This is a genomic window from Chroococcidiopsis thermalis PCC 7203 (genome assembly GCF_000317125.1).
Taxonomy (GTDB): domain Bacteria; phylum Cyanobacteriota; class Cyanobacteriia; order Cyanobacteriales; family Chroococcidiopsidaceae; genus Chroococcidiopsis; species Chroococcidiopsis thermalis.
In genome coordinates this window covers 154,232-171,057 of sequence record NC_019695.1, presented here as the reverse complement: position 1 = coordinate 171,057, position 16,826 = coordinate 154,232, and the positions used below count along the sequence as shown (strand labels likewise).

At 46.4% G+C, this 16,826-nt stretch carries 15 protein-coding genes; 8 read left to right on the top strand and 7 right to left on the bottom strand.

The window, feature by feature from the left end:
• Positions 1–19 precede the first annotated feature (19 nt).
• The 3 genes from CHRO_RS00675 to CHRO_RS00665 form a co-directional block, all read right to left on the bottom strand.
• Entirely contained in the window at positions 20–406 is a 387-nt protein-coding gene (locus CHRO_RS00675; RefSeq protein ID WP_015152245.1) for a hypothetical protein, read from the bottom strand.
• Positions 403–1,293, bottom strand: coding sequence for a TIGR02587 family membrane protein (locus tag CHRO_RS00670; protein WP_015152244.1), 891 nt, complete (start codon positions 1,291–1,293; stop codon positions 403–405). Before CHRO_RS00670 ends, CHRO_RS00675 begins: the two co-directional genes overlap by 4 nt.
• 172 nt (positions 1,294–1,465) lie before the next feature.
• A complete protein-coding gene (locus CHRO_RS00665) occupies positions 1,466–3,751 on the bottom strand; it encodes a transglycosylase domain-containing protein (protein ID WP_015152243.1) in 2,286 nt (761 codons plus the stop codon).
• Positions 3,752–4,209: 458 nt separating this feature from the next.
• Between CHRO_RS00665 and CHRO_RS00660 the strand changes: the two genes are divergently transcribed.
• Entirely contained in the window at positions 4,210–4,746 is a 537-nt protein-coding gene (locus tag CHRO_RS00660; protein WP_015152242.1) for a hypothetical protein, read from the top strand.
• 94 nt (positions 4,747–4,840) lie between these two features.
• On the opposite strand, the gene lspA is transcribed toward CHRO_RS00660, so the two are convergent.
• Together lspA and CHRO_RS00650 are read right to left on the bottom strand one after the other, a co-directional pair.
• Positions 4,841–5,326: a signal peptidase II gene (lspA, locus tag CHRO_RS00655; protein WP_015152241.1), complete on the bottom strand. Its 486-nt coding sequence runs from the start codon at positions 5,324–5,326 to the stop codon at positions 4,841–4,843.
• A gap of 58 nt (positions 5,327–5,384) precedes the next feature.
• Positions 5,385–5,972 (bottom strand): biotin transporter BioY, encoded by a 588-nt coding sequence (locus CHRO_RS00650; RefSeq protein WP_015152240.1) that lies wholly within the window; start codon positions 5,970–5,972, stop codon positions 5,385–5,387.
• Between the two features lie 413 nt (positions 5,973–6,385).
• On the opposite strand from CHRO_RS00650, the gene CHRO_RS00645 reads away from it, so the two are divergent.
• Positions 6,386–7,468 carry a PstS family phosphate ABC transporter substrate-binding protein gene (locus CHRO_RS00645; RefSeq protein ID WP_015152239.1) on the top strand — a complete coding sequence of 361 codons (1,083 nt, stop codon included), beginning with the start codon at positions 6,386–6,388 and terminating at the stop codon, positions 7,466–7,468.
• Here the strand turns inward: CHRO_RS00645 and CHRO_RS34115 are convergent.
• Entirely contained in the window at positions 7,452–7,580 is a 129-nt protein-coding gene (locus tag CHRO_RS34115) for a hypothetical protein (RefSeq protein ID WP_256498649.1), read from the bottom strand. The two genes, CHRO_RS00645 and CHRO_RS34115, sit on opposite strands and share 17 nt — an antisense overlap.
• A gap of 42 nt (positions 7,581–7,622) precedes the next feature.
• On the opposite strand from CHRO_RS34115, the gene pstC reads away from it, so the two are divergent.
• From pstC to tilS, 6 genes are all read left to right on the top strand, one after another.
• Positions 7,623–8,555 (top strand): phosphate ABC transporter permease subunit PstC, encoded by a 933-nt coding sequence (pstC, locus tag CHRO_RS00640; protein ID WP_015152238.1) that lies wholly within the window; start codon positions 7,623–7,625, stop codon positions 8,553–8,555.
• Entirely contained in the window at positions 8,552–9,487 is a 936-nt protein-coding gene (gene pstA, locus CHRO_RS00635) for a phosphate ABC transporter permease PstA (protein WP_015152237.1), read from the top strand. The genes pstC and pstA overlap by 4 nt, the downstream gene beginning before the upstream one ends.
• Positions 9,488–9,549: 62 nt before the next feature.
• Positions 9,550–10,353 carry a phosphate ABC transporter ATP-binding protein PstB gene (gene pstB, locus CHRO_RS00630; RefSeq protein WP_015152236.1) on the top strand — a complete coding sequence of 268 codons (804 nt, stop codon included), beginning with the start codon at positions 9,550–9,552 and terminating at the stop codon, positions 10,351–10,353.
• A 328-nt stretch (positions 10,354–10,681) separates the two neighbouring features.
• The gene (locus CHRO_RS00625) at positions 10,682–12,364 is read left to right on the top strand and encodes a DUF3352 domain-containing protein (protein WP_015152235.1); all 1,683 of its coding nucleotides are present in this window, start codon (positions 10,682–10,684) and stop codon (positions 12,362–12,364) included.
• Positions 12,365–12,489: 125 nt separating this feature from the next.
• On the top strand, positions 12,490–13,608 hold the full coding sequence (ccsB, locus tag CHRO_RS00620; protein WP_015152234.1) for a c-type cytochrome biogenesis protein CcsB: 1,119 nt from the start codon (positions 12,490–12,492) through the stop codon (positions 13,606–13,608).
• A 24-nt stretch (positions 13,609–13,632) separates the two neighbouring features.
• Complete coding sequence (gene tilS, locus CHRO_RS00615) at positions 13,633–14,805, top strand: tRNA lysidine(34) synthetase TilS (protein ID WP_015152233.1); 1,173 nt, start codon at positions 13,633–13,635, stop codon at positions 14,803–14,805.
• A gap of 91 nt (positions 14,806–14,896) precedes the next feature.
• On the opposite strand, the gene hmpF is transcribed toward tilS, so the two are convergent.
• Entirely contained in the window at positions 14,897–16,483 is a 1,587-nt protein-coding gene (gene hmpF / locus CHRO_RS00610; RefSeq protein ID WP_015152232.1) for a pilus motility taxis protein HmpF, read from the bottom strand.
• Between the last annotated feature and the right edge of the window lie 343 nt (positions 16,484–16,826).

Sequence of the window (16,826 nt, the reverse complement as noted above, 5' to 3'; positions counted from 1 at the left end):
TTTGACTTTTGACTTTTACTTATGGTTTTTCAAATCCCAGTACCCGTGCTTCAATTTGTTCTACGGTGCGAGGATCGGTTTGAAATGTTACCCAGCCTCGACGAGTTGAATGGCGAGGAAGGAAAGCAATTTCAAATTCGGCAGTTTCTTCTTCTCTACCATCACTGTTGAGCGTCACTTCAATTTGTACGGTTTCTGCTGTTTCATCGCCGCGATTTGTAGCAGTGACGGGAACGATAAAGCGATCGCTTTGCGGTTGAGGTTGACCGAGTTGTAGTTCGATATTTGGTGGAGTTTCACCTAGAGTTGCACCGTCATAAACTATGTAACCCAGCGTAAATAATACGAGAATGAGACTAATACCAAAAACAATCCACTCTAACCAATTTTTTTCTAGTTTTTTCATTGCAATAATAGCCTCCCAGCAGAAGCCCCCAAAGTAGAAGCGACTCCTAAAACAACGGTTTGAGCTAGACAAATGAAGAGAGTCGTATCGTCAAAGCGTCCGAAAAACCAGAGGATAGCCGCAGCTGCAAATAGAGCGATCGCGTAAGTGATAACCGCACCAAATAAAATATTTTTAATTCCCCTGATCTGGCTGAAGCGCTGGGAACCAGTAAAGTCACTATAAAATAGAATTAGCACGGCAAATAAGATTGAGAGTAAGGCAAGTCCTAGCAGTCGTGCTGTAGAAACCTCAATTGCAATAACAATAATTTCTTCTGTAGGAGCGAGATTGGCAGCAAATAATACTGCTCCACATAAGGCGATCGCAATTTGTCCGCCAAAGTCGCCTTCACCATCTGCCAAAAAGGGTACGGGACTAGAACTAGGTTGGGAATCTTCTCCTTTCATTCCCGTATCGCTTTCTTGCTTGCCTCCTCCTCCTAATTGGGCTGTACCGATAGATACACCAATAGCAACAGTCATAGCTTCTACAACGATTTTCCCACCAATCTCTGTCAGATTCATATCGGTATTAATTTGTCCTAACAGCCACAGCATGACGGCAGCAACAACCAATCCTATACCCATTTCCTCCACGGAATCGATCGCGACTTCTAACGCACCAGCAGATCTGCGCAAACCTGCATAGCGGTTGTATGCCAAGAGCAGCGTAAAAGTAGCCAGCACGTAAATTAACAAGCGTACGGGATGGACGATAAAGCCAGCCCACCAAACTTCCATCGTGTACAACAGGGGCAAACTAAACAACAGTCCTCCAGTAATGCCTCTGAGGTATTCTTGTAGCGACTTAGCAAGCGATCGCTCTAGTTTTAGCCGACGATTCATACTTATCGGGCTAATCAGCCTTTTTGGTGTTCTACAGCACAATTCTCTCAGTTATTTAGATACTTCATGAGAGCTGAAAGTTAGATTTTTGACCGAGAATTATATTTGTAGGAGCGCACAGCCGTGCGCCTCTATTGCTGTCCGCCCCAGATGTGCGCCCTCAAGAACGTTATTACTGCACCACTTCTCGCATATAACTGCCCCACAAACGCGCCGCCTGCACGCCATAACCAGACACAGGCGCATTATTATCGTTACCCAGCCATACCCCCGTAACGAGTTTTTCTCTGGTCAGAAACCCAATAAACCAAAGGTCAAAGTTTTGATTTCTGGCTGCTAAACCACTCGTACCTGTTTTCCCAGCCTCCTCTCCTATTCCGATATTTGCTGCCGTACCAGTGCCGCGTTCTACGACTCCGCGTAGCATGGAAGTTACCGTCTGGGCTACTCCTGGGCTAAGTATCCGCCGATTTGTGGTTTGGGTGCGATTGTAAGCATAAATCTCGCGACAGGTTTTCAAGTCTTGGCGATCGCCACAGTCGCTACTATCTAATATCCTCATAATCAGATGGGGACGGTTCCACACGCCATCATTCGCGATCGCCCCATATGCTCCAGTCATTTCTAGCAAATTAGTTTCGCTTTGCCCTAAGACTAAGCCTGGGACTGGTTGCAAGGGTGACTGAATTCCCAATCTTTGCGCCATGCGCATGATGCTATCTAGTCCGACATCTTGAGCAACTCGCAGGGCAATCGGGTTTTCCGATAGGGCTAACCCCGTCGCTACATCTAGCTCGTCACTACCGCGAACGCAGCCGCGAAATCGCTGTCCTTGCCAAGATACAGGCGCACAAGAATAAGATTTTTCTGGGGAAATCCCTTTTTCGATCGCCGCAGCATAGGTAAACAGTTTAAAAGCCGAACCGGGTTGGCGCTGAGCTTGAGTCACTCGGTTGAACTGACTGGTTTTGTAATCAGTGCCTCCTACCATCGCTAGCACCGCACCAGTACTAGCATCGAGGGTGACCACTGCCCCTTGGGAATAGCCGATATTTGCTCCAGCTTGCCGTACCGAGTTGCGTAAAGCTTCTTCTGCTTTGGCTTGCATATCTGGATCGAGCTGGGTTTCGACGATATAATTGCCTTCTGCTGCTAACTCTTTGCCCAAAATTGCTTGCAGTTCTTGAAAGATGGCATTGTAAAAGTATGGCGCAATTGTATTGGCTTGGGCTTCACAGACGCGAGAACTCACTTCAATTTGCGATCGCCGCGCCCGATTTGCTTCTTCTGTCGTCACCATTCCTTGCGCCAACATCCGACTAATAACGCGGTTGCGGTATTCAATTGCTTTTTGGTTGCTGCGCACGTCACCGCAAAAATTAAATCCGTTGGGAGAGGGTAAAATTCCCACTAAAGTCGCAGCTTCCGAAAGATTGAGTTCCTTGGCTGATTTATCGAAATAGAATCGCGCTGCATCTTCAAAGCCGTATGTATCCGCTCCCAGAAAGACGCGGTTGAGATACATGAGTAGAATAAAATCTTTGCTATAAAACGTTTCCAGCTTCAGTGCCACCACTGCCTCGCGCAACTTCCGTCCTAACGAGTCCTCTGCACCTACGTAACTGCGAAATATACTCCGCGATACCTGTTGGGTGACAGTACTTGCCCCTTGCTCGAATTCTCGACTACCGACGTTGACGACCGTAGCGCGTAAAATTCCAATAGGGTCAACGCCAAAATGCCAGTAATAGCGGCTGTCTTCTGAAGCGATGATCGCTTTGGGCAGATAAGTCGAAAAGTCCTGCAAGCTTTTCAAATCTGTATGTGCCGTACTGCGAGGTTGACGCAGCATCGTTTCTCCATCGCGGGCAAAAACGATCGTTGGACCCCCAGTTGCAGCAGGTAAAGGAGTGACAGAAAACTTCGTCCACTCGTACCCTACAATGAGCGCCAGCAATGCTGTCACGCCACCAATCCCACCTGCCACCCATTGCAGCGTGCGGACGTACTGAGGTGGAGGATTATGAAATTTCATCCGCACGGCAGCGGCAAGTTCTGGAGGACCGAGAGTGAAAACGTCACCGTGATGAAGTTCGATCGCGGCAACGCGGCGCTTACCCCAGTAAATGCCATTCGTAGAATTTTCATCTCGCAGGACGAAGGGCGATCGCCTCTTGCTAGTATCTCTAGCTAAGGACAGATGAATCTGGCTGACAACAGGGTTGCGAACGACAATATCGCAAGATTTAGCACTGCGTCCGATCAAATAGCGATCGCCTAGTAGAGGATAAGTCTCTGCTTTGTCTGTCCCCGCATCCTGTATCCACAATTCGGCAACTCTGGCGTTTGGCTTTAGGGCAAGCCCTGGAATCTGCACTTTAGCTTGAAGCGTTTTGACTACCTGAGTTGCTCGACTGAGCAATGTTTGCGGTTTTCGCGGTGGCTGGGGAGGGGTCATGTTCTACTCAGGCAGCAGGAATTAATTTTTTTAGCGTTGGCAGAAATTCTATCTATTATGCCAAATCTAGCGATTGTCATCGATCGTCGAGCGCGAGCAAGTCTCTGGTGAATTGTAGCTGGTAGTTCAATTGCGAGCGGCGATCGCTAGTGACTGCTCGTTACTTGCTGTCTTCGATCTTTCTCAATAACACAACGACTGCTACGGATTACGATCGCGATCGCTTCTGCTACCATTCTACTTAGCAGGTAAAAAATCTCTGACTTTCTACGCAGACTTACTCTAACGCATTTATAGTGCTTCTAAATATGTATATCTGCTTGGCAAACAAGTTTTGATTGAGTCGGTTTCCTTTGAAAATTTATTATATATCTTGACTTTTCATAGAAAATATGGTAGCATTTAACGAAATTTGTTTTTGACTTAATCAGAAATATTTAATCTGAGGTGTGAGTGGGATGAAGATCAAGTTTTTATCACTATTAGGTGCGGCATTTGCACTAACTCTATCGAGCCACGCCGCATTTGCTCAAGAAGCCGCTAAAGAACCCCCAGAGATTAAGCTTTCGGAAGAAGGGAAGAAAATCCTCTGCGAAAAGTTTCCGTTGAATTCTCGTTGTCCTGGTGGTCAGCCTTTAACTGGTGGTGCGCCTACTGGTACTGAAGCAGCTCCCGACGCTACTACTCCCGAGGCTGCGCCAGCTCCCGACGCTACTACTCCCGAGACTGCCCCAGCTCCCGACGGCACTACTCCCGAGACTGCCCCAGCTCCCGACGGCACTATGCCTACCGATCCTGGTACTGCCCCAGCTCCCGATGGCACCATGCCTACCACTCCCGAGACTGCCCCAGCTCCCGATGGCACTATGCCCACCGATCCTGGTACTGCCCCAGCTCCCGATGGCACTATGCCCACCGATCCTGGTACTGCCCCAGCTCCCGATGGTTCTTCACCTACTACACCTGGAACTGAGCCAGCTCCTACAACTCCCTAGTTTGAGTTGGTAAAAGCAGGCATTTGTTAGCAATCTTAATGCTTTGATATTTAGTATGTAGAGACGTTACATGTAATGTCTCTACATTTTTTGTTTATCGCAATCTCTTAAGAGTAGAGACTTTCGGCAAACTTGCAATTAGGATGCAGACAATACCCAAATTGATCGACACATCTGCCAGGTTAAAAACAGGAAATCCAATTAGCCGAAAATCTAAGAAATCTACCACATAACCCGCAAAAAAGCGATCGATCCCGTTGCCTAACGCTCCTCCCAAAATGAAACCATAGCCCCATTGTTCCAGAGGTTTCATTGGTGGACCAAAATAAGCCCATACTATTAGCAGCACACTCACTATCAACGATAGCCAACGCAACCAACCCACTTCACCAGCAAACAAACTGAAGGCAGCACCAGTGTTTGTCACATAGGTGAAATGAAACACATTAGACCAAATTGGGTAAGTTTCGCCCAAGTCAAAACTTTGTACCACCCAGAACTTAGTTAACTGGTCTAAGATAAAACTGGCGATCGCTGCCATCCAGAAACGGCGATTTTTCATAATTTGGTCATTGGTCATTGGTCATCGATCATTAGTTATCAGTCACGGCAAATGACAAATGACGAATAACAAATGACTAATAAAACATTATCAGTCTCCAGCCATAAGCGATAATAGAGACAGCACAAACTACAGCTAGTTGTCCTGGGAGAGGATACCAAGAATACTGAAGTATAGGTTGAATTATAGATTGAGCTTGCGTGCTTGCCCAGTGGAAAATTTGGCTAGGCAACAAATATGCTAAACCGCAGAGGTGAATTATCAGCAAGCCACCTAGACAGCTACCAGCAAGACTCTCTAGTTTCATTGCATCTTGCCGAAACGCCAGTAAGCCACAAAACCAAGCTCCAGGAATAAAACCCAATACGTATCCAAAATTCAGTTCTCGCCAGTAGCCAAAACCGCCACCTTGAGCAAATATTGGCAACCAAACCAAGCCGAGCAATAAATAAGCAATTTGGGATAATGCTGCCGCACTTTTGCCACCCAAACAACCTACGAGTAGGACAGCACCAATTTGACAGGTGACACCTAGAGAGATTGTCTGTATCCCGCGCTCGTGCCAACTTACCGGCGCACTAGTTATATATGCTTCTACAAAAGTGCCACCAATAGTAAGAAGCAAACCAATCAAGGACCAAAGAAATTGGTTAGGAACAGCCACTAGCGATAAAAGCCAATAATAGAGATTTAGTTGACGCTTTTGTCTGAATGCAGCGCGATCGCAATTTCTGGCGTTGCACTGGCTATATTATCACGTTCATCTAGGCGATTGGTGGAACTCAAAGTTCTATTAAGCTGTCATCTAAGTTATCTTTTCCCTTGTGTTGCAGCGCTCCGCAGTTTCAAGGTGCGATCGATGCTATGATAATGGCAATATTTGATACAAATCTGGAAGTGACAAACTCGGATACAAACCTGGCATTTCAGCACTAGCAAAAGGTGATAATCTACCTAAAGGAATATTTATAGTTACCATTAACCTTCACTTAACTGCCGAGTAATAACATATCTATAGTAAAAGCTCTATACTCCTCTAGGAGTATCCGTGCAAAGATTCCAGAAACAACAAATAGTATGCTTTCTCGCAATATTCGTGTAGCATCCCTTGCTTCGGCTGTGGTTTTAGTCTTGGGAGTAACTGCTTGTGGCAGTGGTAACCAGACTGCAAGTAACGCACCTGCCTCTCCTCAAGGAGAAGGTGCAAGTCCAGCAGCAAATACTACTACTGGCTCTAATTTATCTGGGACAGTCAAGGTAGACGGCTCCAGCACCGTGTTTCCCATTTCCGAAGCAATGGCAGAGGAATTTCAAAAAGCAAATCCTGGCGTTCAAGTCACGGTAGCTCAGTCTGGTACTGGTGGCGGATTCAAGAAATTCTGCAACAACGAAACAGATATTTCCAATGCTTCCCGTCCGATTAAAGCAGAAGAAGTAGAACTGTGTAAAAAAGGTAACGTTGAATATATTGAGTTACCAGTAGCCTACGATGGTATATCGGTCGTAGTAAACCCGCAAAACAAGTTTGCCCAATGCTTGACGATCGCTGAACTCAAAAAAATGTGGGAACCAGCAGCTCAAGGTAAAGTCACAACTTGGAATCAAATTCGCCCTGAGTTCCCTAACCAAAAACTAGGGCTTTATGGTCCTGGAACTGATTCTGGTACTTACGATTTCTTTACTAACGCTGTTGTGGGCAAAGAAGGTGAAAGCCGAGGAGACTACACTGCATCTGAGGATGACAATACCTTAGTACAGGGTGTGAGCGCCGATCCTGGTGGGCTTGGCTTCTTTGGTTACGCTTACTACGAGAATAATAAAGATAAGTTGGCATTGGCGAGCATTGACAATGGCAAAGGTTGTATTCAGCCAAGCGCAGAAACAATAGGTAACGGCACTTATCAGCCGCTATCTCGCCCAGAATTCATTTACGTGAAAAAATCTGCGGCAACCCGTCCTGAAGTCCAAGCATTTGTTAATTTCCACTTCGCACCAGAAAATCAAGAACTGGTGTCAGAAGTCGGATACGTACCGCTACCAAACGATTTAGTTGGTGAAGTACAAGCACGCTTTAAAGAAGGTAAGGTAGGCTCGATTTTTGAGGGCAAAGGGTCGCAGACAGGTGTTACCCTTGCAGATTTACTCAAACAACAGAAATAATAACCGCGATCGCAATTTGCCAATAAATCGAGACATGGGTGATAGGGAAAATTCGCAATTCACAATCGATCGCATCCTGTCTCCTGTCTCCTTCTCCTTGATAACTGGTCACTGGTCACTGGTCACTGATAACTGATAATGAGGTATTTCCTGTATGTCTGCCACGTCAACGCCTGACGGGTCGAGCCTATGGCGACCAAAGCGGGCAGCAAGTAAACGAGTAGAAGCATTAGTGAAAGGCATATTTGCCACGTTTGCTTTTGTCTCAGTCGCCACCACAATCGGTATTGTCTTAACGCTAATTTTTGAAACTGTATCGTTTTTCAGCGAAGTACCGATTTGGCAATTTTTAACCGATCGCGCTTGGACACCATTGTTTGCCAACAAGCAATTTGGCATTATGGTACTGATTAGCGCTACTTTACTAACTTCTGCGATCGCGATCGCCGTTGCCTTACCGATAGGCTTATTAGCTGCTATCTGCTTGAGCGAATATGCTCCCGCGAGAATGCGCCGCTGGCTCAAACCAGCATTGGAAATTTTGGCGGGGGTTCCCACTGTCGTGTTCGGTTACTTTGCCCTGCTGACAGTCACGCCATTTCTACAAAAACTCATCCCTGGCTTACAGGGATTCAACGCCTTGAGTGCTGGATTAGTACTTGGTGTTTCAATTATTCCCCTAGTAGCTTCTTTAAGTGAAGATGCCATCTATGCCGTGCCTCGAAGTTTACGCGATGGCGCTTATGCTTTGGGAGCCACCAAACGGGAAACCATTGTTTCTGTAGTTCTCCCAGCTGCCCTTTCTGGAATTGTCGCTTCTTTCATCTTGGCAATTTCTCGCGCGATCGGCGAAACCATGATTGTCACCATCGCCGCCGGACAAAACCCCAGCCTTGGCATTAACCCCCTAGTACCAATCCAGACGATGACAGCCTACATCGTTCAAGTGAGTAAAGGCGATACCCCAGCAGGATCTCTAGCATATAAAACTATTTTTGCTGTGGGCATGACTCTGTTCCTCATCACCCTGGCTTTAAATATCTTTAGTTACTGGTTCGTTCGCCGCTTTCGGGAGAAATACGAATGACTACACCTGCACCCCAACCCATCGACAAAAGCGGCTTTGGCACGACGGGCAAATTCAATGTTTCGTTGTCCAAACGCTATAACTTTGACAAAATCTTTTCTACAGCCGCTTGGGTTGCCACCCTATTTGGCTTGGTCGTTCTTGCCGTTTTACTTGTAGACATCCTGATTGACGGACTCGGACGGATCGATTGGGCTTTTCTCACGAGTTTCTCCTCGCGTCGCGCTGCTGCTGCGGGAATATTAGCTCCCCTTGTCGGTAGTATTTGGCTATTAGTCGTCACGGCTTTAGTTTCCTTTCCCTTGGGAGTAGGAGCGGGCATTTACTTAGAAGAATATGCCAAAGATAATTGGTTCACGCGGTTAATTGAGATCAATATCGCTAACCTAGCCGCAGTTCCATCCATTATTTATGGCTTATTGGGATTGCAAATTTTTGTCCGGTGGCTGCAACCAATTACTAACGGACGCAGCGTTCTTGCGGGTGCTTTAACTCTCAGTTTGTTAATCTTACCCATCATCATCATTACCACGCGAGAAGCACTACGGGCAGTTCCAGATAGCTTGCGCCAAGCAGGTTTTGCTTTAGGTGCAACGAGATGGCAAGTGATCCGCGAACACATTTTTCCGATCGCTTTACCAGGTATCCTAACCGGAACAATCTTGGCACTATCTCGCGCTATTGGCGAAACTGCACCTCTGATCGTCATTGGAGCTGTCAGTTATATTGCCTTCTTGCCAGAGTTATCTCCCAAAGGATTGCAAAGTTCTTTTACAGCACTACCAATTCAAATTTTTGATTGGGTTTCTCGCCCTCAAACGCAATTTCACACTAATGCTGCTGCTGGCATCATCATATTGATGGTCGTGCTGTTAATTATGAATGCTTCAGCAATTTATTTACGCAACAAATTCCAACGAAATCGTCCCTAAGTCTCAAGTTAGAATTGGCTTAGACGAGGCGATCGCCATATCAACTGTCACTAGCTCTCTATATGCTATTCAACACCACAGTCACGGCAACCGATACAGTTTTACAAACTGATAATCTATCTGTTTTTTACGGTAATTTCAAAGCAGTGCGAGATGTCAATCTCAATATCTATAAAAACAAAATTACCGCTTTTATCGGACCTTCTGGGTGTGGTAAAAGTACAGTATTGAGGTGCTTCAATCGCTTGAACGATCTGATTCCAGGGGCGCATATTGAAGGTAGAATCACATTTCAAGAAACAGATATTTACGATCGCCGCGTCGATCCAGTAGAACTGCGCCGTCGCATTGGGATGGTATTCCAAAGACCAAACCCCTTCCCCAAGTCAATTTATGAAAACATTGCCTTTGGAGCCAGAATTAACGGTTATCAAGGCGATATGGATGAATTAGTCGAGCGAGCAATCCGTCAAGCTGCTTTGTGGGATGAAGTCAAAGATAAACTCAAACAAAGCGGTCTTTCTCTCTCTGGCGGACAGCAGCAAAGGTTGTGTATTGCCCGTGCTTTGGCGATTGAACCAGAAGTTATCTTAATGGACGAACCCTGTTCTGCTCTCGACCCAATTTCGACATTACGGGTAGAAGAATTGCTGATGGAACTCAAAGAGAAATACACGATTATTATCGTTACCCACAACATGCAACAAGCATCGCGGGTGTCGGACATGACTGCCTTTTACAATGCTCAAGCCACAGAAAAAGGTGGCAAGATGGGTTATTTGGTAGAATACAATCCCACTGAAGTAATTTTCCAATCTCCCGAACAACAAGCTACGCAAGAATACGTTAGCGGTAGATTTGGTTAAACCAATGAGTAATGGGTAGTTGGTAGTTGGTGGTTGTCTTGTCACTCTAACTTCTAACTTTCCCATCACTACGAGCAAATTTCCTCGCTATACTGCTCGATTGAGTATCCTTGACAAAATTGCTTACGATTGCTAGCAGTTTGAAGATTTTTAGATTTAATTGGGACTTAAATTAAAGCATATTGTTTTCTTTATGTGTTGGCGATCGCGTAGGGGCAATGTAGGCACAGAAAAAAATAAACTAGAATAGTGCTTCTCTAGGCTATTTTGAGGGCAAAATCGTTACAGATCTTCGCTCGCCGAGACATCCTCTGTCTTCATTAATCCCATGCCTGAAAAACGTAAACCTTCCCTTCTATTGACTTTGGGAGCTGCTGGCTTATTAATTGGTGGGGGAGCAACTGCTTACTGGGTATTCCTCCAAAGCCAAGGGCAATTAGAAAACCTGCCTGTGGGTTCTAATATTATCCCCCAAGATGCTTTGGTGGCTCTATCTATTTCTACAAATACCCAGCAGTGGCAGCAACTCCAACAGTTTGGTACGCCCCAAATTCAAGCCCAGCTCAAGACAAATTTAGCCCAGTTGGGCGATCGCCTCCTCACAGCAAACGGCTACAACTACCAGCGAGACATCCAGCCTTGGGTTGGTAAAGAAGTTAGCATTGCCTTTCTGCCACCCTCCATACCAGCGACATCAAACTCATCTTTGCCACTGAATAGCGATCGCCAGCAGTCTCTAGTTATGGTGTTGCCCATTGCCGACCAAATTGCAGCAAAGCGGATTTTAGAGCAACCCAAACCGTCTGCACAAGGTAAAACTCGCCAGCGAAACTATAAAGGCGTTGAGATTAGAGAAACTCAAGGAGCTAAAGCGCAATATTATTCAGCCGCCGTCCTAGATGGGCGTTATTTAATCGTCACAGATCGTCCGCAAGCGACGGATAGAGCGATCGACACTTATAAAGGTGCGGCTGCTTCCCTAAAGCAAACAGCAGGTTACACCACTGCTTTTGAGCAGATCGCTACCAAACAGCGTTTTGCTCAACTGTACGTCAACGTACCCGTAGCTGCGAGAATTGCTGCTGCAAATCCCAGCCGCTCGTTTTCACCCCAAGGATTAGCTCAGTTGCAAAATAACCAAGGTGTAGCTGCTACTATTAATCTGGAATCAGAAGGAATTCGCCTCAAAAGTATTTCCTGGCGCAAACCCGACAGCCAACAAGTATTCGCTGTAGAAAACAATGCGGGCAAAATGCAAAGCCGCCTACCGGCAGAAACATTAATGATGCTCTCAAGCGGCAATTTACAGCGGTTATGGCAAGAATACGCCCGAGAAGTACAATCCAATCCCCAAGCACCTATCCGTCCCCCAGAACTGCGTAAAGGTGTAACCTCAGTTACAGGACTGGATTTAGACCAAGATTTACTCAGTTGGATGGATGGTGAGTTTGCCGTATCTATGGTTCCTGCGGCTCCCAAAGCAGGTGCGCCAGATAATTTTGCCCTTTCTTTAGTATTTTTAGTCCAAACCAAAAACCGCAATAAAGCCGAACAAGCTCTATTTCAACTCGAACGGGTGATGCGGAGTAAATATCAATTTCAAGTACAAGAAACCAAAATCAAAGATCGTACCGTGACAAATTGGATTGCACCTTACGGCACAGTGGCGACTCGCGGTTGGCTGGATGGAGATGTTGCTTTCTTCGCTCTCGGCGCACCTGTAGCAGAACGGCTGATTCCTCAGCCTCAAAGCAGTTTAGCAAGTGCCGCACAATTTCAACAGACAGTTCCTTCAGCTCTGAATGCCACGAACGGTCAGTTTTTTCTCGATGTGGAACCAACAGTCAAAGCCTTGCCCCTACCGCAGCTGTTTTCCGGTCAACAAATATTCTTCGACGCTACCCGTTCCATCGGTGTTACCTCTGCTATCAGCAGCGATCGCAGTATCCGCTACGATGTCTTTGTTGCCCTGAAGAAGATCGGGAATAGGGAGTCGGGAAAAGAGAGCTGAGGGAGACAAGGAAGACAAGGGAGAGCAATTCTAGCCACTAGCCACTCTCCACTGATAACTGTTCCCCAGTAGGATCGAAATAAGACTCTCGATGCTTGACAAAAAAATATAGGAGAATGCTGATTATGAATTTGGTTTTACTCCAGAATTGGCTGGACAATGCCTCGTTTGCCGTCCTATTTCTGACAATGTTAGTCTATTGGGTTGGAGCGGCTTTTCCAGGGCTGCGCTTTCTCCCAACTTTAGGTACGGCGGGAATGGCGATCGCCAATTTATGTATTGCTACTCTGTTGGGAGCAAGATGGCTAGAAGCTGGGTACTTTCCGATTAGCAATCTGTATGAATCTTTATTTTTCCTTGCCTGGGGAGTAACTGCGGTTCATCTGATCGCGGAAAGTAGCAGCCGTAGCCGTCTGGTCGGAGTTTTCACCGCTCCTGTTGCTATGGGTATCGCTGCTTTTGCAGCTTTGACTTTACCATCAGATATGCAGACCTCTGCTCCCCTCGTACCTGCCCTCAAGTCTAATTGGTTAATGATGCACGTTAGCGTCATGATGCTGAGTTATGCTGCTTTACTTGTGGGTTCTCTGCTAGCGATCGCCTTTTTAGTTGTCTCTGGTGGCAAGGAAATTGAATTACATGGTAGCTCTGTTGGCACTGGAGGTTATCGACAAAACGGCTATCGCCTCCAGCGCAATACCGATTTAACTCAACTCTCTCCAGCAGTTGCTGCCGATGCTTCTAATCCTTTAGTGCTAGAAACTAATGGAAACGGTAAAACTGCTGTTCTCAATGTTGTGATATCCTCTACTCCCGGCTCCGGTACGGGCGGGTTTAACAAAATTTTTGGCTCCTCGTCTCAAGGTAGCTCCGACAAACCCGCACCTACAACTGCCGACTCCCTCACACTCTCTCCCCAACGCCTCAGCCTTGCCGAAACCTTAGACAACATTAGCTATCGCACCATTGGACTCGGCTTTCCCTTACTAACAATCGGTATCATTGCTGGTGCAGTTTGGGCTAACGAGGCTTGGGGTTCTTACTGGAGTTGGGACCCGAAAGAGACATGGGCGTTGATTGCTTGGTTAGTATTTGCTGCCTATCTTCACGCCCGTATTACCCGTGGTTGGCAAGGTCGTCGCCCAGCCATTCTAGCTGCAACTGGCTTCGTTATCGTTTGGGTTTGCTATCTGGGTGTAAATCTTTTAGGTAAAGGTTTGCATTCTTACGGTTGGTTTTTTTAAGTGACAGACAACAAACCAACTAAGATGAGTCGTGCTAACTGGACTCCGCTTCACGCCCGCCTACATCGTACTCTGCGATCGCGTCATCTCCTAGAGAAGCATCAGCGATTGCTCGTAGCTGTATCTGGCGGGCAAGATTCCTTATGCCTCGTTCAGTTACTTTTAGATTTACAACCCAAGTGGGAATGGCAATTAGGCATCGCTCACTGCGATCACCGATGGCGTTCTGACTCTCAGGCTAACGCTGACTTTGTGGCGCGACTAGCTCAACGTTGGAAAGTCCCATTTTATTGTCATACAGCCGAGCAGCCTCTACTCAATGAAGCAGCCGCACGACAATGGCGCTATCAAGCTCTAGCGGCGATCGCCCAAACGCATAATTACCCGTATATCGCTACGGGACACACAGCCAGCGATCGCGCCGAAACCTTACTATACAACTTAATTCGCGGCAGTGGCGCAGATGGCTTGCAAGCTCTAACTTGGCAACGCCCTCTTCATGTAGGGACACAAAGCTATGCGCCCCTACTGGTGCGTCCCCTGTTAGAAGTTACGCGAACTGAAACCGCTCAATTTTGCCAAGAGCGGCAACTTCAGGTATGGGAAGATACAACTAACCTGGATCTTAAATATGCCCGTAACCGCATCCGACAAGAATTGTTGCCCTACATCCAAACCCACTTCAACTCGCAAGTAGAGCTAACCCTAGCTCAAACTGCAGAGCTTTTACAAGCAGAAGTCGAATATCTCGAACGAGCAGCCGATGAGTTGCGACAGCTTGCTGTCGATTGGGAAGACACAGGGATAAGGGGACAGGGGGACAAGGAAGCAAGGGAGCAGAGGGGCACAGAGGCAGAGGGGCAGAGGAACAATCCGAAATCCAAAATCCAAAATCTAAAATTTCCCAACTCCCGAACGCCAGTTTGCTCAACGGGGGACACCCCCGCACGCAACTGGCTCCTCCCGACTCCCGACTCCCTCATAAAAATCGACCGCCGCATTTTACAAACAGCCCACATCGCTCTACAACGGCGCGTGATGCGGCAGATTTTGCAGCAAACTTTACGTTGCTCCCCCAACTTCGAGCAGATTGAAAAACTCATGGCTTTGATTGCTGCTCCAAATGGAACGCAAACAGATCCTTTTCCTGGCGGGGCGATCGCCACAGTAGACAAAGATTGGATTTGGTTAAAGTAAATTAAACATAGTGCAGCATGGCAGGAATCAGCTACCAGAAAGCCACAATATAAAATGCTTATGACGATAAGATTTTGGCTTTTGACTTTTTTTATGAGTTTCTCGTAATTTTGGCGCGAATTTGAGCGATCGCTGCTTGTGGTGGTTCGCTAGCTTCTATGCTCAGTATGCCCGCCACTCCTTGTAATTTCTGTCGCAGTCCATCCAAACTATCTTGTACTGGTCTGAGGATTTCTTCATAAAGATTTATCCTACCGCTACAATCGGCAGCAAGCGATCGCAAAGATAGCAACTCTTGCTGCCAGGTCTGTAATTCCTGCCACCGTCTTTCTTGTTCCTGCACCTGCTGGTCGAGCATTCCCTGCTCTAAGTCAAATCCAGAGCGCATCTGCTCGATTTCCTTTTCTAGCTGTTGCAGTATTAGGGATTGCTGTTGTTTTTGCAACTGAATTTGACTTAATAGCGGATCTAAATCTAATTTGTAATCTTCTTCTCGATTGCCAACTGGAATTCCCCGCCGTCTCCACAAAACAGTTTGGTGTTGTCGTAAAGTTTCTTTGCGATCTTGTAAATTTTGGCGTTGACCCATCAAGGTTTGCAGCAAAAATTCATAACTGTCTTGTTCGTCTTTTAGTTCTGCTTCTATATTCGCCCGTTCCCCGTCGCTGGCAGCTCGGCTCAAGCGCCCCTTAATTTCGTCAATTGCCTGTTGATTAGCTCTTAGTTCCTCTTCTTGCTCGTGAACGAACCGACAAGCATTCTCCCAATCTCGCCGCAAATCTTGTAGCACTTGTTGCAGTTGATCTAAAGGCATTTGTTCCAATGCGGCAGAATCAACTTGCTGGCTAAAGAGAAAATCATCTACCGGTTGGATCAAACGATTCAGTTGCTGATGTAAATCTTCTTGATGTCGTTGATGTGCGTTGAGGGTTTGAGCGTATTCTTGCTTGGCTTGCAGCACCATCGCTTGCGCTTGTAGTTTGACTTTTCGCTGTTCTAGAGATTTTTGTGATTCCCACCACTGCTGTTGACCTTGCTGTAACCTCTGAGTTTGGCTATCGACTTCTAACTGCTGCTGGTCGATCCCTTGCTTTTGCTGTTCTAGTTTCTGCCAATGTGGAATCAAGGTTGCTTGCTGGGTCTCTACCAATTCTAGAACCAAGCTTAGTTCTTGCCTTACTGCTGTAGTCGGTGGTAAGCCTTGAGATAAGCGTTCGAGCAATTCTTCAACTTGGCTAACAGTTGTTTCGTCCAATCCTGCCGACTGGCTGCTCTGTAATCGCCTATATTCCTCCTCAATGTGTTCCAACTCTTCCAAGCGTACTTCCATTTCTTCGTGGCGGCGGGACATCTCATCTCTTTGAAAGGTGAGAGATTCCTTCCACTGCTCGATTTCTTCTTCCTGAAGCTTCGCTTTTTCGATTTGTCGGGAGAACCCACTTAAGATGCTAACTAAAGGTCGCCCTGCTTCTTGAATGCGTTGTACTTGTCGATTGGCATTTAAGTCAGCTAGTATCAGCGCTCCAGCATTGAGATTGTTTGCTTCCTCAGCTGCAACAATCTCTTCTCCCTGTACAGAAGACCAACTCTGGTCGGCTCTTTGAAATGCCAGCAGCTTGATTTCTGTCTTCAGACCCATAAAAGCTTTTTGCTTTTGTACTTCTGCTAAATACAGCACACCAGTCGTCCTCTTGTTTTACCAATGCCTCAGCTGCGAACCGATCTTGCTTGTAATGTTTGACTCACTTTGGTTAAATCTCCATTGTGGTCAAAACCCCATTTTGGTTAAAGCTAATATCAGCAGGCGCAGAAATCTCCGACTCTATTTTGGACTGAGTACAGTCAATGTCACTTCCGAGTTATTGCTTAACTTCTTCACTTCTTCTTTGTTAAATTGTGTTACAAAATTGGCTACTAGCGATTAGTCGTCATTTGTCATCTGTCATTAGTCAGAGTCAATGTTAGCCAACTGATGACTGATGACTATAAAAGGGAAGAATTAATGAAGGGGTATACGCGAT